This is a genomic window from Pseudomonas danubii (assembly GCF_042980055.1).
GTDB classification, from domain to species: domain Bacteria; phylum Pseudomonadota; class Gammaproteobacteria; order Pseudomonadales; family Pseudomonadaceae; genus Aquipseudomonas; species Aquipseudomonas danubii.
This window is the reverse complement of record NZ_CP116502.1, coordinates 1,808,181-1,828,284: the sequence shown is the minus strand read 5'-3', so window position 1 is coordinate 1,828,284 and position 20,104 is coordinate 1,808,181. Positions and strand designations below refer to the sequence as shown.

Here is a 20,104-nt window from a genome sequence, read left to right as displayed (position 1 = left end):
GCGGGAACCATAACAAGCGTGAAACGCAGAATTATTTAGCCTTGGTCAAGACTGTAAGACGGGCCATACAAATGATGCCAAGGTGCCTTGCACACCCTGGAGGCTCCGGGGAACGAGCGGGCTCGCTCCCCGGAAAGACTCAGGCGATCCCGGTGGGTGCAGGCTCTTCCAGACCCATGGCATGCAACCGCGAGTAGTAGCCATTCTGGGCCAGCAACTGGGCGTGAGTGCCGCGCTCGACAATCCGTCCCTGATCCATGACCAGGATCATGTCCGCCTTCTCGATAGTGGACAGACGGTGCGCAATCACCAGGGTGGTACGTCCCTTCATGACCTTGTCCAGGGCAGCCTGGATATGCCGCTCGGACTCGGTGTCCAGGGCCGAGGTGGCCTCGTCGAGAATCAGCAGCGGAGCATTCTTCAGCAAGGCCCTGGCAATCGCCAGGCGCTGACGCTGGCCACCCGAAAGCAGCACGCCGTTCTCCCCCACCTGAGTGTCGAGGCCTTCTGGCAACTGAGCGATGAAGTCCATGGCGTAGGCGTCGGCCGCGGCCTTTTCGATGTCCGCCCGCGGTGCCCCGGCCAGGTCGCCATAGGCAATGTTGTTGGCCACGGTGTCGCTGAACAGGGTGACGTGCTGGGTAACCTGGGCGATATGCCGACGCAGGTTCAGCAGGCGGTAATCTTCGACCTCGGTGCCGTCCAGAAGGATCTGGCCCTTGTCATGGTGATAGAAGCGCGGGATCAGGTTGGCCAGGGTCGACTTCCCGCTGCCGGAACGCCCCACCAGGGCGACCATTTTTCCGGGCTCGACGCTGAAGCTGATGTCATCCAGCACCTGACGCTCGGTACCTGGATAGGTGAAGCTCAGGTTACGCACTTCCAGGTGTCCGCTGATGCTGGCGTGTTCCACCGTGCCACGATCGACCTCGGGCTCGACGTCCAACTGTTCGAAGATGCTTTCCGCGCCGGCCACGCCTTTCTGGATGGTGGAGCTGACTTCCGACAGCTGACGAATGGGCTTGGGCAGCAACCCGGCCATGGTGATGTAGGCCACCATTTCCCCCGCCGACGCATCGCCACGCAGATACAGGACCAGGAACATCAGCACCGCCATGGCGCTGTAGATCACCAGTTGCAGCAGCGGCGTGTAGATCGCGCCGGTGCGGGTCATGCGCAGTTGCTTGTCGGTGTTGCCCTGGCTGGCCGCCAGAAAGCGCTGCTGCTCATAGGTCTCGCCGCCAAAGCTGCGTACCACGCGATAGCCCTGGATGGTTTCCGAGGCAACGTGAGTCACGTCGCCCATGGCCACCTGGATCTTCTTGCTTTGCTTGCGGAATTTCTTGCTGGCGGTACGCACCATGATCGCAATCAGCGGCAGGATGGCAATCATCACCAGGGTCAGGCGCCAGTTCATCCACAACAGCGAGGCAAACAGGAAGATCACCGTCATGCCTTCGCGGATCACCACCTTGATCGCATCGGTCGCGGCCCCCGTAACCATGGTCACGTTGAACGTGATGCGCGAGATCAGGTGTCCCGAGTTGTGCTTGTCGAAGTAGCGGTTGGGCAGGGTCAACAGGTTGTTGAACAACTGCACCCGCAGGTCATGCACCAAGCCCAGGGAAACCTTGGCCAGGAAGTAGTTGCCCAAGTAGGAACCCAGGCCCTGCCAGGCAGCGATCAGCACGATCAACAGTGGCACCGCCTGCAGCAGCCGCATGTCTCGCAGGTAGGGCACAGTGGGAAACAGCGCAGCCTCGGGATTGGACAGGCCATCGACGAAATACTTGAGGATGTAGCCGAGCATGGGCTGGGTCGAAGCGAAGATCAGGAACCCGACGATGCTGATGAGAAACAGACCAATATAGGGCCGCACATAGCCAAGCAGACGGAAGTAGATTTTCAAGCTCGAAGGGCTTGCGCTGGGACTGGAGTCGGTCATATCACGGGAATGTCGTCAAAAAGGAGGCTGACTTTAGCACAGCTTGTTCGAGGTACCGGCACTCCCAAGGGACCGAGATTGTTCAGCTGACCAACGACACCACCTGGTATTAATCGCTATGATTGCCGGCTTAACTTCCGGGATGAACGTCTAAGCATGCAACCCAACGCTCTTCGCAACACGTCGAATCGAGTATTCGATTTCATTTGCCTGTGGATTCTGCCGCTAGGGTATCTATTGCTGCTCTGCGCGCTGTTTTTCCTCCCCGGCCGCAGTCAGTTGCACAAGCTGTACTACGGCCTGTTCAGCATCCCGACGCTGATTGCCCTGTGTACACGCCCCAGCGAACTGAAAGGACTGCTGCGCGAGCCTATCTTCATCGCCATGCTGCTGTTCTGTACCTGGGCCATCGTCAGCCTGGCCTGGAGCCCGCCGGTCGACAGCGTGCTGGGAGAGATCAAGACCCCTTTGCATACGCTGATGCTGTTCGCCGGCTGTACCCTGCTGGTGCGCTATCGCAATGACATAGTGCAGCCACTGATCTTCTGCGCGGCGATCGTTGCCCTGCTCGCCTCGATCTTCAACCTGTACGTCTTCGTTCGCTACCACACCTCCGATCTGCGCATGGTGGGTGCCGGAGCCTTTGACAATCCGCTGCTGAGCTCCCACGTCTTCGGTTTCTTCTGCGTCTACTGGCTGAGCCTGAGCATGACCTGTCGCCGCTACCAGATGCTCTGGCTGAGCATTCCGGCAATGGCCATCATGTTTGCCGCACTGATTGCCACCGGCTCCAGGACGCCCTTGGTGGCGCTGACCCTGGCCGCTCTCTGGCTGAGCTTCATCAGCTGGAACCGCCGCTCGTTGATGCTGCTTGCGGGCATGGCAATAGGCGGCGCGGCGGTCCTGCTCCTGTTCTCGCAGATGCTTCTGGAGCGTGGCAGCTCTTCGCGCTTCGACCTCTGGCGCCTGGCGCTGGAGCAGATCGTCAATCATCCCTGGATCGGTCATGGCTATAACGCCAGCCTGTCCCTGGACCCGGGTATCGGCTTCCTTCTGGAAGAGCCACACAACTTCGCCCTGGGGGTTCTCTACTATGTGGGCATCTTCGGCCTGCTGCCGTGGCTGTTCATGCAGGCCTGGGCCCTGCTCAAGAGCTGGCAGCTTCGTACCACACCGTTGCTGATCCTGGCTTCCAGCTGGTTGGTCTTTGGCATTGGCGCCGGCCTGACAGAAGGCGGCGGGATTCTTTCGCGTCCAAAGGAGCACTGGTTCCTGCTGTGGATCCCCCTGGCCATGATCGCCGCCCTGTGCATTCACCAGCGCGCCAGACGTTCGCCACCTGTGCAGGTAGCCTCACTGCCCCCGGCCGCAGCCGAACAACTGCTCGCCAATGCCCAGGTCATCGAAGCCGATGGCCTGGGGCCCAAGGTCCTGCGTCTGGAGGATGGCAGTTTCTTCAAGCTGTTCCGCCCTCGTCGCTGGTACACCTCGGGAGGGTTCAACCCCTACTCCGAGCGCTTTGCCGCAAACAGCGAGCAACTGCGTGATCTGGGCATTACCACCCCGGTCATCCTGGGCCTGTACCGACTTGCCGACGGCAGCAACGCCGTGCGCTACCAGCCACTGCCTGGGCAGACCCTACGCCAGCGCCTGCAATTGGCAGGCTCGGCAGAAGAGCGCGCGCAGTTGATCAAGGACTTCGGTACGTTCATGGCTCGCCTGCATGAACAAGGGGTGTACTTTCGCTCGCTTCACCTGGCCAATGTGCTGGTCCTGGAGAACGGCGAATTCGGCCTGATCGATCTTGCCGATTTGCGGGTTTACCCCTCCTCGCTGAGAACTTCACTGCGCCAGCGCAATCTGCGGCACATGCAGCGCTATAGCGAAGACAGTAACTGGCTGTTCCAGGAGCACCTGAATGCACTACAGGCGGGGTATGCGCTGCCTACCTCGATGTCCCGTGCAACCGGCCTGCTGAAGCAACTGCCTGCGAACGACGAGCGCCAAGGCGCTCACTGAAACCCTGCAACCACATCTGCACCCTGACAGTCGCACAAGGCTGTCAGGGAATCAGGTCATAGGGGATTGAGCCGCTGAACGTCAGGCCTGACGCTGCCGGGCATAGGCCAAGAAGCCTTCGATATCATCACTGCACAGCTTGTCGGCAAGCCCGTGCAACTCGGCTTCCGGCCAGTCCCACCAGGCACTCTGCAACAACTGCTGGCGCTGTTCTTCGGGGAAGCGCCACCGCAGGAAGCGCGCCGGATTGCCACCGACCACCGCATAGGGCTCCACATCCTTGGTGACCAGAGCCCCCGCCGCGACAATCGCGCCATGGCCAATGGTCACACCGGACAACAGTGTGCTGTTGGAGCACAGCCATACATCACTGCCCACCCGCACATCGCCATTGGTGCCGGCGTAACCGCTGATATGCGCGGCCTGGGGCAGCATTGCGGGAAAGGGGTAGGTGCTGACCCAATCCGCACGGTGGTGACCACCAAGAAAAATCTGCACGCCTTCGGCGATCGAGCAGTAAGCACCGATGCTCAGGGTCGAACCTTCCTGCCAGTCATGCACCTCAGGCAAGCCATAACTGCCGCGGCCAATGCTGTAACCCGGATAACGCTGCTGGAAGCGCACCACGCCGCGTTCAATTTTCGGCAGTTTGCGGATCGCACGCTTGGCGCGCTTTTCAAGAAAGCGTTGAATCCAGCCCATGCTCCGGCGCCCCTTCAGTCTTTTTCCAGCGGCGAAAAATACAAGCGGCCCAGCCCACGCCAGGTTTTCTTGTTCCAGGCCTTGAACGGAATCTGCGCCAACAATTCGCGAGCCAGTTTCCGATCGCGATTGGACACCTTGAGGAACATCGAACTGAGGAACTTGTAGCGAACCTCCTCGTACAGCGGATGCTCACTGAACAGAGCGTAGGTGCGCAGGATGTTGTCGATCATGAAGCGGTTGTTCTTGTAGGAGTTGGTGGCGTGCTTGCGATAACGCGCCATCACTACGTTCAAGCCATCGATAAAGTAGCCCGCATGGGTGATCTTCAGCTCGATCAGCAAGTCCTCAAGGCGGATATTCGGGTCGAAACCACCGACCTTCTCCAGTGCCTCACGGCGAATCATCAACGTCGGCGCAGGCGGGTAAGGCTTGCGCTCAAGGAACATGTCATCGAAATCCAGACGCCGGAACGGCACGTCACGGCGCTGGCGCTTTTCGGGAAACAGGTTGCCATCGCTGTCGATCAACTCGATATTGCCGGCGCAGATCCCGACCTCCGGCTTGCCGTCCAGGTATGCCACCTGAGTCGCGATACGCTCGGGCAGCATAATGTCGTCGGAGCCGAAGGGCACGATCAGGCTGCCCTTGGCCCGAGCGATGGCGCCATTGAGGGTATTGGTCAGCCCCTGATTCTGCTGAACGCGGAAGTCGAAACCATGCAACGCCTGCAGCCGCCGGATACGCTCGACGCTGTCATCGCTGGAACCGTCATCCACCACCAGCAGTTCGATGTTCGAATAGGTCTGGTTGAGCACGCTGAGAATGCTCTGCTCGATATAGGGTGCGTGGTTGTAGGAGGCGATGATTACCGTCACCACAGGTTGCTGGTCTGTCATTGCTGCCTCTTGCCCGCCTGACTCAATCCCGAGTCGATCAATTGCCGGTATTCCTCGCGGAACACCTCGATATCATGTTCTTTCTGCAGATAGCGGTACGCTTGCTGGCCCTTATCGGCCAACGCCTCATCGGAGAGCCCCAGGTAATTGTCCAGTGCCGCCGTCAGCGCCGGCACATTGGCCGGCTCAACCGCCAGGCCACCGGCCCCTTCAATCAGCGGCAGCATCGCCGGTACATTGGAAGCGATCACCGGTAACTGCCCGCTCATGCCTTCCAGCAACGCCAGGCCCAAGCCTTCGGCCAATGACGGCATGGTCCAGATATCGAAGGCACGCACATACTGCAGTGCGTTCTCCTTGAAGCCCAGCAGGTGGGCCCGACCCTGCAGGCCCAGACGCTCGATCTCGGCGCGCAGATTGGCCTCTTCGCGCCCGGCGCCAATGATCGCCAACTGAGTCTGCGGGTACTTGTCCTTGAGCTGAGCAAATGCCTGCAGCAGGTAAGTGTGGCCCTTGACCGGCACCAGGCGCCCCAGCGCACCGATCAGGCGCACGGAAGGGTCCAGCCCCAACAACTCACGAGAGCGCTCGCGGGAGTGCTGCAAGGCTTCGGCCTGTTCGATATCGATGGCGTTGGTGATCGCCCAAGTGTTCTGGTCGGTGAAACCGCACTGGCAATCCAGCAGGTACTGCTTGACCGCGGGCGATACACCGACAAAACGCCAGTGCCGGTCGATCAGGCGCTGGGTCTGGCGCCGCCGGTAAAGCCGGTCGTACTCACCGAAACCATGGGAGATGCCAATGCACAGTGGGACCTTCAACCAACGGTTGAGGGTCAGCATCATGTTCACCGGCTTGAAGCGATTGCAGATCACCACATCGAACTTTTCCTTGCGGCAGAACTGATACAACCGCCACATGGCCCGCAGACGCATGCCTTTCAGGGCCTTGTCGGAAAACTCGAAATACACCGAATGATCGGCCCGGCTGACCGGATCAGCCGGCCCGGGTCGCCCACGCAGGAAGGCCGCCGTCATCTCGTACCGGTCAGCCGGCAAGGCCTTGACGATCTGCTCCGCCAGGTCGGCGAAATCGTGGGATTTGACGTTGTAGTCCGGCTGCAATTGCAGGACCTTGAAGCGCTGACTCATAACTCTCCCCGGTGGAAACCTGTGGCATCGATGACCCAGGAAGACTCGCCGGCCAGGGCCTGGACCACCTTGGCATCCTGCTCAGGCAAATCCGACCACTCATTGCGCTTCCAACACACAAAGTGGAAATACGGAAAACTGCGGTCGCCGTCGCGGTCATTGGTCAGATGCCCATCCTTCCAGTACCAGCGCGTTGGAAAATCACGACTGCCGTCATGCCAATCGATCACTCCGCCCGGCGTGCTGAACGCCTCAGTGAACTCGCTGCGACGACGCCATGGATTGAACTTGCCCACCAGCTTGAACAGCGGCTTCGGGAAGTTCTTGCGCCAGAGAAAAATCCGACTGAACGCCCCTTCATCCAGTGCATGATGCTGCTGGTCGGTAAAGCGCGTCTGCCAATCCTTGATCTGCCTGAACAATTCAAGCTGGCGGGCGCTGTTGCGTATCAGGCACAAGTGCCCAGCGACGCGACGCTCGTGGGTGGAGAACAGGTCATACTTCGCCAGACGATCTGCGGTGAAGTAGGCCCGCAGGTCACCGTAGACCAGATCGATATCGCCGAAAGCCCAAAAGTCGTAGCCCTGCAGCCGATCAATATGGATATAACCCATTGCTGGCCTGATATCACAGAGCTTGTAAGCCGCATTGGGCGCAAAATCGATGTTCAGGCGCTGGGACACCAAGGCGCAATAATCAGCAAAGCTGATGCTTTCAAACTGGACGTTCGGCGGCAGATTCTCCGGAATCCCACAATCGCTGAAAAACAACCAGTCGATATCCGGATTGCGTCGGCAGCTTTCGAGAAAAAACGGCAGCCAGAATGGCCAGCGCCCGAAATAGGGCATGAGAAACAGGATTCGCGGGCGTGGATTGATCACAAAAGACTCGCTGTCAGGTTAGGGGCACAACAGATTCCTGTGTTTATGCCGGTTTTATCGCTGCCGCAACAGCCAGAACAGTTCGTGCCGCCGCACTGCCTTGCGAAAGAACTCATTCTCTCCCAGGGTCGAAGGCACTCTACTAGCCAGAAGCCATTGTATCGACCTGCGCAGGCGCCGCTTGAACGGCATTCTCGGCTGCAGGTCATGCATCATGCCCAAGGCCATGGCCTTGTCATATTGCTCAACCTGGGACAGTGGCAAACACCAGGGACGCAACACTGTCGTCGAATCGAACACCGGCGGCAAAGCAATGCCCGCACCCGAATCACCCATTGGCCAGCGGTCGTTGTCATGCAGGTGATTGGCATAGCCAAGCACGGTGGTCGGCTGCCAGTCCAACCCCTCCAGCGCCTGCATCACCGCCGCCTGGGCACAGATATGGTCAGGATGAGGGTCCAGTGACGGATGGGGCAACACCAGCACTTCGGGCCGCGCCTTGAGCAGCAGCTCGCGCAGATCAGCCAACAGGTTGTCCCAGGTCGGCAGCCCATCCCGATCGGCTGGTAGCGGGAACGGATTGAACTGGCGGAACAGGCGGATATCGCTCAACTGCGCCTCACGCGAGGCCACCGGCTGTTGCGGCGCGGCCTGCATGGCAGGCAGTTGCAGACAGAAGTACCCCAGCTGTACGCAGTGCGCTTCAGGCACTCCCGCCCAACGCGGCACAGCGATACTGTCCCAGGCTCGCAACCGGCCCTTGATTCGCGTGGCCTCGGCAGCGTTCATACCCATGGCCTGATAATGCTCGGCCTCGATTTCACCCGCTGTCAGGGTCACGATCCAGGCTTCGTCGGCCTGGCTGTACAAGCCGAAGGCTGCCAGTTCAGCATCGTCGGCATGGGGAGCAATCACCATCACTCGCTGGCGTCGGTAGTCGGGGTCGCGCCAGGCCATCAACTGAGGCTGGACCTGAATCCGACAGAATCGCCCACGCAGTTGCAGCTCGCCGCCGACCAGGGGACCTGCCAGGCCGCTAAGGTTGAGATAACGCAGGCCATCGACGCCCCGCTCGAACGCCTGGCGGTCGAGCGTCGGGCCGCCCAGCACTTCAATGGCCGGATCGAGAAAACGTCCGATCCAGGAACTCTTGACCTGCACCCCAAGAATCAGTGTCTCGTCCGCCGCCAGTTCCTGTACCGAATCCAGCAGCAGGCGCCCCGCCTCCAGGCGCACTGCGAGCTGCCGAACATCGCTGCCAAAGTCATAGCAGTAGTCGTCCTTGGGCGAGTAGAACAGGTGATCGGCAAACCAGGCCTCATGGGCCAGCCAGCCAAGAACGGCCAGCAGCAGCGGCAACCACCAGGCCACCAGCACGCCAATCAACAGCAACAGCACCAGGCCCACCAACAGGGCGATTCGTTTATTGCGCCGGTGGCGCTTGAGCAGTTGCTGTTTGCGACTCATGGACGGCCTCACACCTGAAAAACCGGCACCGGATTGCACCAACGGTCCTTGTACTCACGGTCGGCGCGGCCAAAGGAGAAACGCAGCGGTTTATCCAGGACCCGAGCCTGTTCCCAGGCACTCTGGGTGTTGAGGAAGCTCAGCACGCTCCCTGGACTGAACTCACGCGTCTGCGGGTCAACACCACCGTTGACATACTCCACGCTGATCCACTGCGGCGCTTCGACCCGGTAGATCAACTGCACGGCAATCGGCGCATCATTGAGGAAAATCACCGAGCCGATCAGCAGCTCGCGCAAGCGTTCCAACACCTCGGCCATGCGCTCGGCGCCAGTGGCCGCAAAGCCCCAGCGGCGCTGGAACAGGTCACAGTAGATGGCTGCCAGTTCAGCACTGGTGAAATCACTGACCGCACGCACCACCCCGCCCGCTTCTTCCAGCAAACGCAGTTCGCGGCGCTGGTTGTAGCGAAACTTCTTCGACAGCTCTTCGGGGGTACGGGCCATGGCCAATTGTTCGGCCTGAGGCTTGAGGGTGCTGAAGCGCCCTTCGTTAAGCGCAGACAGGTAGCGCCCACGATGACGCAGTGGCACCTGAGCATTGGCCGCTGCCGGAAGGATCAACTCGGCATTGCCGATATCAAACAGGCCCTTCTTGCCGGCTCGCTTGAGCACGTCCTTGGACAGCGCCAGGTCCCGCCCCCAGGTGGCAATGGCCGCCTGCAGATGGCCGTCCTGTTCCCAGGCCAGATAACGCACGGGAATCTGCGCCAGGTCCGCCAGTTGCTCCACCACCAACGGATGGGTCGCCACGCTGCCACCAAAGCGCTGCCAGGCATCGGCATAGGTCGACGCGTCAATGACTGACCAGCCACGTTCGCGCCAGCCTTGAAATCGATTGAGCATCAGCCCCTCGCGGTCAGATCGGTGACTTGCGGCAAACGCCAGAATACGTCCCGTACAGCACGGTCGGAGAAACGCTCGCGCAGGCGATCAAGCATCAACTCGGCACAGACCCGGCGCTGATGGTCATCCATCGCGGCCAGGTGCTGCAGCCCTTGAGCCATGTGCTCGGCGTCTCCCAGAGGGAACAGAATGCCCACACCCTCTACCACTTCCTTTGCACCGCCGCAGGCGGTGGCCAGCAAGGGCACACCGGCCGCCATGGCTTCCAACAGGACCATGCCAAAGGGTTCGTGATCGGAGCTCAAGGCAAATACGTCGAACGCACGGAAATAGCGCCGAGCGTCCGGCACCTGCCCGAGGAACAGAACACGATCAGCCACGCCCAGTTCACGGGCCAGGGATTTCAGATCTTTCTCCAGGCGTCCGGTCCCCAGGATGGCCAGCTGACTCTGCTGCGGCAATTGCGGCACGGCGGCGGCAAAGCCCCGCAGCAAAGTGGCCTGATCCTTGTCCGGGTGCAGGCGTCCGACGTTGCCGACAATCCAGGCATCCGCGGACAGGCCCAGCTCGCTGCGGGCCTGGGCCGCGTCCAGCTGGCTGGCCTGCAAGGCTTCCAGGTCGATGCGGTTGTACAGGGTCTGGATGCGCGCCGCAGGCCATTTGGGCAGGCAGGCACGCATGTCGTCACGCACCGCATCAGAGACCCCCAACAGGCTCAGGCGCTTGCGAAACAGTCCAGCGAAGATCTGCCGGCTACGGCGCTTGTAGTCGGAAAAGGCGTGATGGACACCCACTACCGGCAAGCGGGTGCCCAACAAAGCGATGTAGATCGGCTTGAAGCGGTGAGCGATGCAAAAGCTGAAATTGCGCGAGGCGGCAATCTTGCGCAGGTCACGAATGGCACCCAGCTTGAGGCCACGAATGGCCTTGGAGCTGTATTCCATGAACAGCACTTCATCAGACGCACAGCCGGCAGCCACTTCGGCATCGGCGGCCCCGGTGAGAAACACCGTGGTCACCCGATAGCCGCTGCCCGCGAACAAGTTGGCATATTGCCGGGCGCAGTCCAGGAACGGCCCGTCATAGCCGTGGCAAAACTGCAGCACATGGCGTTCAGCCGAGCGTGTCATAAGGGTCCACGCCGTCTTTGACCACCAGAATGTCTTCCATGATCAGGTACTGCAGATCGGAACCGTAGAACATGTTCAGGGCATCGGTCGGCGAGCAGATCATCGGTTCGCCACGGCGGTTCAACGAGGTGTTCAGCGACACGCCGTTACCGGTCAGGACTTCCAACGCCTTCATCATGTCGTAGTAGCGCGGGTTGTATTCGCGCTTGAGCACCTGGGCCCGGGACGTGCCGTCCTCATGGACCACTTCCGGCACCCGGGTCTTCCACTCTTCAGCCACTTCGAAGGTGAAGGTCATGAATGGTGCCGGGTGGTCGACCTTGATCATCTGCGGACCGACGGTGTCGAGCATCGACGGGCAGAAAGGCCTCCAGCGCTCGCGGAACTTGATCTGCTCGTTGATCCGGTCGGCAACGCCCACGGCGCTCGGGCAACCAATGATCGAACGACCGCCCAAGGCCCGTGGACCGAACTCCATGCGGCCTTGGAACCAGGCCACCGGGTTGCCATCGACCATGATCTTGGCGATGCGTTCCGGGGTGTTGTCGATCTGCCGCCAAGCCGGTTTGTTCGGGTGACGGGCACAGGCTGCGATCACGTCTTCGTTGCTGTAGGACGGGCCGAGATAGACGTGTTCCATCTTCTCTACCGGCACCCCACGGGCATGGGAAACGTACGCAGCAGCGCCCACGGCGGTGCCGGCGTCGCCGGAAGCCGGCTGCACGAACAGCTCTTTGACTTCAGGACGGGCAATGATCTTCTGGTTCAGCTTGACGTTCAGCGCGCAGCCGCCGGCGAAAGCCAGCTTGCCGGTTTCCTTGAGGACGTCGCCCAGGTAGTGGTCGATCATCTGCAGGGCCAGTTTTTCGAACAGCGCCTGCATGCTCGCGGCGTAGTGGATGTAAGGCTCGTCGGCGATGTCGCCTTCGCGCTTGGGACCCAGCCACTCGATGAGTTTTGGCGAGAAGTAGAAACCCTTGCCCTTCTCTTTGTAGCGACGCAGGCCAATGACGTTGGCGTAGTCGGTGTTGATCACCAGTTCGCCGTTTTCAAAGCTGGCCAGGCGCGAGAAATCGTACTTGCTGGCGTCGCCATAAGGCGCCATGCCCATGACCTTGAACTCGCCGTCGAGCATTTCGAAGCCGAGGAACTCGGTGATCGCGCCATAGAGGCCGCCCAGGGAGTCCGGATCGAAGAATTCCTTGATCTTGTGGATCTTGCCGTTTTCGCCGTAGCCGAAGAAGGTAGTGGCGTATTCGCCCTTGCCGTCGATCCCGAGGATCGCGGTCTTCTCCTTGAAGCCCGAGCAGTGGTAGGCACTGGAGGCGTGGGCCAGGTGGTGCTCCACCGGCTCGATCTTGACCTTTTTCGGGTCAAAACCCAGTTGCTCCAGGCACCAGACGATCTTCTTGCGATAGCGCTTGTAGCGACGGTTGCCCATCAGGATCGCGTCCAGGGCGCGGTCCGGGGCGTACCAGTAGCGCTTGGCGTAATGCCAGCGAGCCTTGCCGAACAGGCTGATCGGTGCAAACGGAATCGCTACCACGTCAACGTCGGAAGGCTTGATCCCGGCCTGTTCCAGGCAGAACTTCGCCGACTCGTAGGGCATGCGGTTCTTTGCATGCTTGTCACGCACGAAACGCTCTTCTTCAGCGGCGGCAATCAGTTTGCCGTCGATGTACAGGGCTGCTGAAGGATCATGGCTAAGGGCGCCGGACAGGCCAAGAATCGTCAATGCCACAGGGGTCTAGCCTCGTTTAGTCTGCATGCGGGCGCAGTGCGCCTTGAAAATAAAGTGTGCTCGCAAAGGGGCGAGAAACAACGAAAGGGCGGGATTATAACGTAAAAGCAGGGGCAAGCCTCTAGCGGCAAGCGCCAAGCCCGGGCGCCGCATACGCCACGGCCCGCAGCCGCTGCCTGCAGCAGCGGCTATAGGTCGCAGGTCAGGCCTCGGCGCTCTGGACGGTCTTGGGCAGCCGCCGATCAATCACTTGATACAAATTGCTGCTTTCGGGCCAGTTGCGCATGAAACGTGCGCGATCTCGGGCAAATGCCGGAGCAAAGCTGCTCAGACTGGAGTGCTGACACATGGAATCCAGATCGATCAGGGCCCAGCGATCGTCCTGCCAGAACAGATTGTGGCCCTTGAAGTCACCGTGACTGATGCGCTCCCTGATCAACTGGGCAAACAGCCGATCCAGCGCCAGCAACTCCGATTCAGGCGCCTCGCCACTGTCCACGAACGGTGCAAAACGCTCAATGATGTCAGGCCCCGACAAGTACTCGGTCACCAGGTAGGCCCGACGGCGCAACCAGAGAAAACGCTGCTCCAGTACCGCCAGGGGCCTGGGCGTGGCAATCCCCAGGAATTCCAGGCGATTGCCTTCACGCCAGGAGTGCCAGGCCCGGCTCGGGCGCCAGAAACGCTTGAGCCAATGAGCCAAGCCCTTGATGTTGTAGCGCTTGACCACCAGGGTCCGCCCCGCGGCCTCAACCCGGCCGACACTGGCGGCGCCACCGGTCTTGTACAGATGCCCCTGATCCAACAGGGCATCGGCCTGCGCCAACACTGGCAGCATCGCGGCCTCTTCCTCACGGCGAATCGCACGCAAGGCGAAAGGTCCACGCTGCACGCTGAACAGCGTGCACTCACGGCCAACCTTGTTGAGAAAGTCCCGCAGGCGCCAGCCACGCACCTTGTTCACCTGCTTCTCCAGGGCCTCCAGGGGCAAGGCGTGCTCGGCATTGCTCAGCAGGTAATGCACCAGCAACTCTTCAGTGAAGGGTTCCAGGCTCTTGGGTAGCTGGGCGAAGAACACTCCCAGGTTTTCCAGGACCTTTTGCCGGGACAGGGGCTTGCCAGCCTCTTCGACACAGATCCCCGCGCCATCGATCAGGTGCAGCCTGCCGTTATGGCGCAACAGGTTGTCCAGGTGCAGGTCTTCCTGCCACAGGCCCTTGGCGTGCAACTGGGCAATAGCTCCGAGGGCCTCAGCCAACACCGCGGTCTGCTCATCGGCCAGCACCGGCAGCTTCTCAACCTGCTTCCAGGCGTCGCCGAGGCTTTGCGCCCCTTCCAGGAACTCGAAGAGCAACCAGCCGCCCTCGCCTTCCTGCAAGCCGTCCGCCAGCAGCAACGGCGTGGTCAGCCCCTGCTCCGCCAGCAGGCGCACACCCTGCAATTCCCGCTGAAAATGCCGCGCGGCCTTGGCCCCCACCAGCAACTTGGCCAGCACCGGACGCCCACGCCAGACACCGGCACCGACATAGCGCTGCCCCGGCAGCACGCGCAACAGGGTCAGCAACTGCAACTGCGCCGGGCCGGCAGCGTCCGCCAGCTCCAGGCTCAGGGGCAGGGTCGGGCTGCGCCCGCTGTTTTTCAGCTCGGACAAACGCATCAGCGAGATTCCTTGTGACTGCTGCGAGCACTGAGACGAGCGGCCCAGGCGCCCACCAGGGAACTGTCCAGGGGCTGGTCCAGATAGGCTGCCAACAGGCCGCGCACTTCGTCGGCATTCCACACCGAAGCCCGGCGCAGTAAAGGCTCCAGATCTTTGACCCGGTCGCGCTGACCGAACAGCAAGGGCCGAGTTTTCTCCAGGTCGATCAACTGCGCCCGGTAACCCTCGCCATGGCCTTGGAGGAAAATATGCTTGGGATAGAAGCAGCCATGGACCTGACGCAAGCTGTGCAGTTGCCGGGCCAATTGCCCGCAGGCCTTGAGTACCGCCTGGCGCTGGAGCTCACTGAGCTCATCCCAACGCGACAGCAGCGCATCCAGATCGTCCCAACCATCCAGGGCCCGGGTCAGGAGTATGGCTCGAGACTCGCCATTGACCTTGCGCATGCCAAAGAACACGGCCTGCAGCGCGGGAATGCCCAACTGCTGATAACGCCGGATATTGCGAAACTCCCGGGCGAAACTCGGTTCACCGAAAGGCCGATGCAGGGTCCGGGTCTGGTAGTTGGTCTGCCGCTTGAGATAGAACCCCTGCCCTTCCACATCCAGGCGAAAGACGCTGCTGCTGCCGCCGCGACTGGTATTGGGCTCATCCACCGCATCCAATTGCGTAGCCCACAACTGGTCAAAAGTGCCGAGACCGTTACGCTCCAGTAGCGCACGTTCCTCGGACGCCAGGAAATCAGTCATTCGCGCCCCTCGAAAAATCTCACCACGTGGCGAATACGCGCCTTGTCGGCGGCACTCAAGCGATCGCGCTGGCGATACTGCAGATAGAAACGCAGGCGCTGAGTGGCCGACAGATGATATTTGGCCACCTTGTCCAGGCAGGCCAGGTCCTTGGTGATCCGGTACTTGAGCCAGAAACCACGCCAGAAATCGCCGTTCGGACAGTCGATCAGGTACAACCGGTCCTGATCGTCGATCAGCAGGTTGCGCCACTTCAAATCATTGTGGGTAAAGCGATGGTCATGCATGACCCGGGTATAAGCGGCCAACTGACGACTCACCCCATCGACCCAGCGCCGATCCTTGAGCCGCGGATCGTTGCGCTCGGCCAGCACCGACAGGTCCTCGGTCCGCGGCAGCTCGCGAGTGATCATCGCGCCCCGGGAGTAGGCCAGGCAGCGACGTTCCAGGCCCCAGGCCACCACATCGGCAGTGGGAATGCCCCACTTGGCGAAGCGCTTGAGGTTCTGCCATTCGAATTTGACCCGGGGCTTGCCCAGGTAGCGCCGCAGGTTCTTGCCGGCGCCGGTATAGCGCTTGACGTAGTAATTGACGCCGCCGCGCTCGACCCGAATAACCTCCGACAGAGGGTCCCGGGTCAGATGCTCGCCCTGCAGGGCAAATACCGCGTCCAGACTGCCGAAATCTTGCGCCAACTCCTGATAGGCGGGGTCCAGGTTCCAACTCGCCATCAGAGTGCGTCTCCGTACCGCTGTTTACGTGCGTAGAGTTTTTCCGCCTTGCCTTCGAGCCAGGACAGCAGCGCCGCTTCTTCGGCCAGGATCTGCCGCAACGGCTGCTGGAAATAGCCCTTGAGGAAGCGCAACTTGTCGCGGCGCGTCAGGCCGATATCCAGGGCGGAGAAATACAGGGCGGCCAGGTCCTTGTTGCGCCAGCGCAGGGTGATCCTCGGCCGGGTCTGGGCACGATGCAGGTCGATCACCGAGAGTTTCAGCTCCGCAGGCGTGATGGGACGATCGGTGTGCAACAGGAAATGGCAGATGTAGCAGTCGCGGTGGTTGACCCCGGCGCGGTGCATCATGCCGGTCATGCGCGCCACTTCGGCGATCAGCGCGCGCTTGAGGGCCGGCGCAGGCGGCTGCTTGACCCAGTCGATGCTGAAGTCTTCAAGGCTGACGGTGGGCGCCAGCTCCTCGGTGACGATGAACGAGTGCTGGTCCGCCGGGTTGCTGCCGCGCTCGCCGTAGGCCACGGCAGTCATGGTCGGCACGCCTACCTGATGCAGACGCTCCAGCGCCCGCCATTCCTGACCGGCGCCAAGCACCGGCAGCTTGGCGGTGATCAGGTTCTTGACGATCTCGCCCCAGCCAATGCCGCGATGGATCTTCACGAAATAACCGCGACCGTCGACTTCCGTACGCAAGGTACGGCGCGCTTCCAGCTCACGGTAGACCTGGCCCTTCAGGCCCTCGACAGCGTCGAACGCATCGCGTCCGGCCCAGAGGCTCTTGAAGGGTTCGGCAAGCATCAACTTCATCGGTGTTGCTCCGCCAGAATCACATCCGCAGCGTGCTGCGGCATGCTGTAAAGGTCGGCCGTCTCGGCGAACGCCAGGCCATTACGGCTCCAGGTCGCGCGTGCAGCGTCGTCGGTCAACAGGGTGGTGAGGTATTGATTGAGCTGCGCCTGCTCGAACGGCTCATCCAGCACCAGGCCGCATTCGGCCTCGGCGATGTAATGGGCGTAGCCGCAGACCGCGCTCACCAGCACCGGCAGCCCAGCCACCAGGGCTTCGAGCAGCACAGTGCCGGTATTTTCGTTGTAGGCCGGATGAATCAGCAGGTCGGCTCCCAGCAGGAAACGCGGAATATCACTGCGCCCCTTCATGAACTGCACCTGGTCGCTGAGCCCCAATGCGGCACTTTGTACCTGGAATACCTTGGGGTCGTCCTGGCCGATTACAAACAGTCGGGTGCGCTTTTTCAGCGCCGAAGGCAGGGCCGCCAGCGCCTTGAGGCTGCGGTCCACGCCCTTGGTCTTGAACCCGGAGCCAATCTGCACCAGCAGCAGCTCGTCGTCCTTCAAGGCGAACTCACGACGGAAATCGGCGCGGATCTCGGCCGCGTTGGACGGTGCGCGGCGATCCTGGGCAATGCCCGGCGGCAGCAGGTGAAAGCGCTCCAGCGGGGTGTCGTAATGCTTGATGAACAGCGGCTGCTGAACCTCGGAGATCATCAGGATCTCGGTCTTGGCATCCTTGGCGAACACCGCCCGCTCGTACTCGGCGAAATGCCGGTAGCGACCCCAGCGACGGTACAGGGAGTGCCGCAGATTCTGCGCCTTGTCCTCGAAGCAGCCGTCGGCGGCGTAGTACACGTCCAGCCCCGGCATCTTGTTGAAACCGATCAGCCGATCCACCGGACGCTTGGCCAGGTCGGCCGCCATCCAGGCGCTGAGCTTTTCGTTGCGACGATGATTGAACAGCGCCTTGACCGGCGCCACCAGCACTTCAAAGCCAGGAGGCACGTCACCTTCCCAGATCAGGGTGTAGACGCGGATCTGGTGCCCGCGGCGCTGACACTCCAGGGCAATGCGCATGAAGTCGCGCTGCAGGCCGCCAAAGGGAAAATACTTATAAAGGACAAAAGCCAATTGCATCAGCGCGGCTCCTCAGCCAGTAACAAGGTGCTCAGTCGGCTGGCGACACGCTCGGGGTTAAGGCGCGTGAAGCACAATGGCCACTCGCGCTTGATGTCATAGCGTTGCTGATCCACAGCAGTGGGCTGGTAGGTGCATTTTTTCTGCAGGCACGGCGCACAGGGGAAGTTGCTCCCCAGGTGAATCTGCACCTTGCCATAGGCGCCGGTCAGGCCCGGATTGGTCGGGCCAAACAAGGAGATGGTCGGCACATCCAGGGCCGCGGCCAGGTGGCCCAACCCGGTGTCCACGGCCACACAGGCCTGGGCATCGGCCAGCACCTTGGCGACCCCGGCCAGGTTCAGCTTGGGCAGAACCGTGGCGTTTTTCAGGCCACTGGCAATACGCTCCGCCCGGGCCTTCTCGACAGCATTGCCCCAGGGCAGCTTGACCTCGACCCCGAGCATGCCCATGCGCTCGGTCAGCTCGCGCCAATAGGCCTCAGGCCAGTGCTTGGTGTCCCAGGTGGTGCCGTGCAGGAACAGCACGAAGGGATTCTTGCGCGGCAGCTCCACCAGTTTTTCGACATTCAGGCCGTAGTCGCCCAGGCCCTGTGGCAGGTCGTAGCCCAGGGCCACGGCGAACAGCTGGCGCACCCGCTCCACGGCGTGCTGCCCGCGGGCCACCGCCAGGCGTCGCGAGTAGAAACGCGAAGCCAGGGGCTCACGGGCCGAGTGTTTGTCCAGCCCCGCCACCGGGGCGCGCACGTAACGGGTCAGCCAGGCGCTTTTCAGCAGGCCTTGGGCATCGATCACCAGGTCGTACTTGGTCGAGCGCACGCTCTGCTTGAAGCGGCGCCATTCGCCGCTCTTGATGGTCTGCCAGATATTCTTGCGCCAGCGGCGGATCGCCACCGGAATCACCTTGCCTACCGCCGGATGCCAGGAAGGAATCTCGGCGAAGCCTTCTTCCACCACCCAGTCGAACGTGATCCCCGGGATCGCTCGCGCGGCATCGGTCAGCGCCGGCAATGCATGAATCACATCACCCAGGGATGAGGTCTTGATCAACAGTACCCGCAACTTACTGGACCTCTACCACAGTGCCCTGCAACCGCTGCAGGGCTTCGTTCACCGGCTGCGGCAGGAGTTGGCGCAGGCAGTTGTAATGACCGAAGCGACAAGTGCGATCGAAACACGGACTGCACTCGATCCCCAGGCGCACCACTTCGACCTGATCCGCCAGGGGCGGGGTGAAGCCCGGGGAGGTGGAGCCGTACACCGCCACCAGCGGACGATTCAGCGCGGCCGCCACGTGCATCAGCCCGGAGTCGTTGGACACTACCGAATCGGCGCAGGACAGCAGGTCGATGGCCTCGGCCAGGGAGGTTTCGCCGCTGAGATTGGTCGATTCCTCGCGCAAGCCGGGAATCAGTCGCCCGCGAATCTCTTCACCCACGGCATGATCGTTCTTCGAACCGAACAGCCAGACCTGCCAGCCCTCGCGGATCTTCGCCTCAGCCACTTGTGCGTAATGCTCGGACGGCCAGCGCTTGGCCTCGCCGAACTCTGCTCCCGGGCACAGCGCCAGCACCGGGCGATCCAGGCTCAGGCCAAACTTGGCCAGGGCCGCCTCGCGGCTTTGCGGATCGATCTGCAGGCTCGGGCGCGGATAAGGCTGGGGCAATTCGGCGCCCGGCTCATAGGCCAGAGCCATGAAGCGCTCGATCATCAGCGGGTAACGCTCTTTGTCGAGCTTGCGCACGTCATTGAGCAAGCCGTAGCGGAACTCGCCGCGCCAGCCGGTGCGCTTGGGGATGCCTGCGAAGAACGGCACCAGGGCCGACTTCAGCGAATTGGGCAGCAGGATCGCCTGATCGTACTGGCCGGCCAGGGACTTGCCGATCCGCCGGCGGGTCGCCAGTTCCAGGACGCCGTGACCAAGAGGAAAGCTCAAGGCCCGACGCACCTGGGGCATGCGCTCCAGGATCGGCCGGCTCCACTCGGGGGCCAGCACGTCGATCTCGCATTGTGGATGACGCTGTTTCAGGCACTCCAAGAGTGTCTGCGCCATCACCATGTCACCGACCCAACTGGGCCCAACGATCAGAATATTCATGTGGTTTCCATAAACGAGCCGGGGAGGCATACGCCTCCCCGCCTCGAGAATCCAGCACCGCGGCCTTCACCGTCGGTTCAGTTGGGGCGAGCCTCGCAGC

The 20,104-nt window shown here is 61.5% G+C and carries 17 protein-coding genes; 1 reads left to right on the top strand and 16 read right to left on the bottom strand.

The features are described 5' to 3' along the window. Positions 1-139: 139 nt before the first annotated feature. A complete protein-coding gene (gene msbA / locus PFZ56_RS08510; protein WP_102882032.1) occupies positions 140-1,945 on the bottom strand; it encodes a lipid A export permease/ATP-binding protein MsbA in 1,806 nt (601 codons plus the stop codon). Positions 1,946-2,101: 156 nt separating this feature from the next. Between msbA and PFZ56_RS08505 the strand changes: the two genes are divergently transcribed. Continuing rightward, complete coding sequence (locus PFZ56_RS08505; protein ID WP_170001595.1) at positions 2,102-3,964, top strand: O-antigen ligase family protein; 1,863 nt, start codon at positions 2,102-2,104, stop codon at positions 3,962-3,964. An 81-nt stretch (positions 3,965-4,045) separates the two neighbouring features. On the opposite strand, the gene PFZ56_RS08500 is transcribed toward PFZ56_RS08505, so the two are convergent. The 15 genes from PFZ56_RS08500 to waaF all read right to left on the bottom strand — a co-directional run bounded on the left by PFZ56_RS08500 (position 4,046) and on the right by waaF (position 20,004). Continuing rightward, a complete protein-coding gene (locus tag PFZ56_RS08500) occupies positions 4,046-4,666 on the bottom strand; it encodes a CatB-related O-acetyltransferase (protein WP_102862875.1) in 621 nt (206 codons plus the stop codon). 14 nt (positions 4,667-4,680) lie between these two features. Then, positions 4,681-5,565, bottom strand: a complete 885-nt coding sequence (locus PFZ56_RS08495) for a glycosyltransferase (RefSeq protein WP_170001597.1) — start codon at positions 5,563-5,565, stop codon at positions 4,681-4,683. Beyond that, positions 5,562-6,716 (bottom strand): glycosyltransferase, encoded by a 1,155-nt coding sequence (locus PFZ56_RS08490; protein WP_102882035.1) that lies wholly within the window; start codon positions 6,714-6,716, stop codon positions 5,562-5,564. The genes PFZ56_RS08495 and PFZ56_RS08490 overlap by 4 nt, the downstream gene beginning before the upstream one ends. Then, positions 6,713-7,597 carry a DUF6625 family protein gene (locus PFZ56_RS08485; protein ID WP_170001599.1) on the bottom strand — a complete coding sequence of 295 codons (885 nt, stop codon included), beginning with the start codon at positions 7,595-7,597 and terminating at the stop codon, positions 6,713-6,715. Before PFZ56_RS08485 ends, PFZ56_RS08490 begins: the two co-directional genes overlap by 4 nt. Positions 7,598-7,651: 54 nt before the next feature. Beyond that, a complete protein-coding gene (locus tag PFZ56_RS08480) occupies positions 7,652-9,064 on the bottom strand; it encodes a PIG-L deacetylase family protein (RefSeq protein ID WP_170001601.1) in 1,413 nt (470 codons plus the stop codon). Between the two features lie 8 nt (positions 9,065-9,072). Further along, the gene (locus PFZ56_RS08475) at positions 9,073-9,969 is read right to left on the bottom strand and encodes an antimicrobial resistance protein Mig-14 (RefSeq protein ID WP_102882038.1); all 897 of its coding nucleotides are present in this window, start codon (positions 9,967-9,969) and stop codon (positions 9,073-9,075) included. After that, positions 9,969-11,099, bottom strand: coding sequence for a glycosyltransferase (locus PFZ56_RS08470; protein WP_102862869.1), 1,131 nt, complete (start codon positions 11,097-11,099; stop codon positions 9,969-9,971). Before PFZ56_RS08470 ends, PFZ56_RS08475 begins: the two co-directional genes overlap by 1 nt. Continuing rightward, positions 11,083-12,840: a carbamoyltransferase gene (locus tag PFZ56_RS08465; protein WP_102862868.1), complete on the bottom strand. Its 1,758-nt coding sequence runs from the start codon at positions 12,838-12,840 to the stop codon at positions 11,083-11,085. The genes PFZ56_RS08470 and PFZ56_RS08465 overlap by 17 nt, the downstream gene beginning before the upstream one ends. A 202-nt stretch (positions 12,841-13,042) precedes the next feature. After that, complete coding sequence (locus PFZ56_RS08460) at positions 13,043-14,497, bottom strand: lipopolysaccharide kinase InaA family protein (RefSeq protein ID WP_394304630.1); 1,455 nt, start codon at positions 14,495-14,497, stop codon at positions 13,043-13,045. Further along, positions 14,497-15,249: a lipopolysaccharide kinase InaA family protein gene (locus tag PFZ56_RS08455; RefSeq protein WP_102862866.1), complete on the bottom strand. Its 753-nt coding sequence runs from the start codon at positions 15,247-15,249 to the stop codon at positions 14,497-14,499. Before PFZ56_RS08455 ends, PFZ56_RS08460 begins: the two co-directional genes overlap by 1 nt. Then, entirely contained in the window at positions 15,246-15,980 is a 735-nt protein-coding gene (locus PFZ56_RS08450) for a lipopolysaccharide kinase InaA family protein (protein WP_170001605.1), read from the bottom strand. The genes PFZ56_RS08455 and PFZ56_RS08450 overlap by 4 nt, the downstream gene beginning before the upstream one ends. Continuing rightward, positions 15,980-16,786, bottom strand: a complete 807-nt coding sequence (gene rfaP, locus PFZ56_RS08445) for a lipopolysaccharide core heptose(I) kinase RfaP (RefSeq protein WP_110595420.1) — start codon at positions 16,784-16,786, stop codon at positions 15,980-15,982. The genes PFZ56_RS08450 and rfaP overlap by 1 nt, the downstream gene beginning before the upstream one ends. Beyond that, entirely contained in the window at positions 16,783-17,907 is a 1,125-nt protein-coding gene (locus PFZ56_RS08440; RefSeq protein ID WP_102862863.1) for a glycosyltransferase family 4 protein, read from the bottom strand. Before PFZ56_RS08440 ends, rfaP begins: the two co-directional genes overlap by 4 nt. Next, positions 17,907-18,968, bottom strand: a complete 1,062-nt coding sequence (gene waaC, locus PFZ56_RS08435; RefSeq protein ID WP_102862862.1) for a lipopolysaccharide heptosyltransferase I — start codon at positions 18,966-18,968, stop codon at positions 17,907-17,909. The genes PFZ56_RS08440 and waaC overlap by 1 nt, the downstream gene beginning before the upstream one ends. 1 nt (position 18,969) lies before the next feature. Continuing rightward, the gene (waaF, locus tag PFZ56_RS08430) at positions 18,970-20,004 is read right to left on the bottom strand and encodes a lipopolysaccharide heptosyltransferase II (protein ID WP_102862861.1); all 1,035 of its coding nucleotides are present in this window, start codon (positions 20,002-20,004) and stop codon (positions 18,970-18,972) included. Between the last annotated feature and the right edge of the window lie 100 nt (positions 20,005-20,104).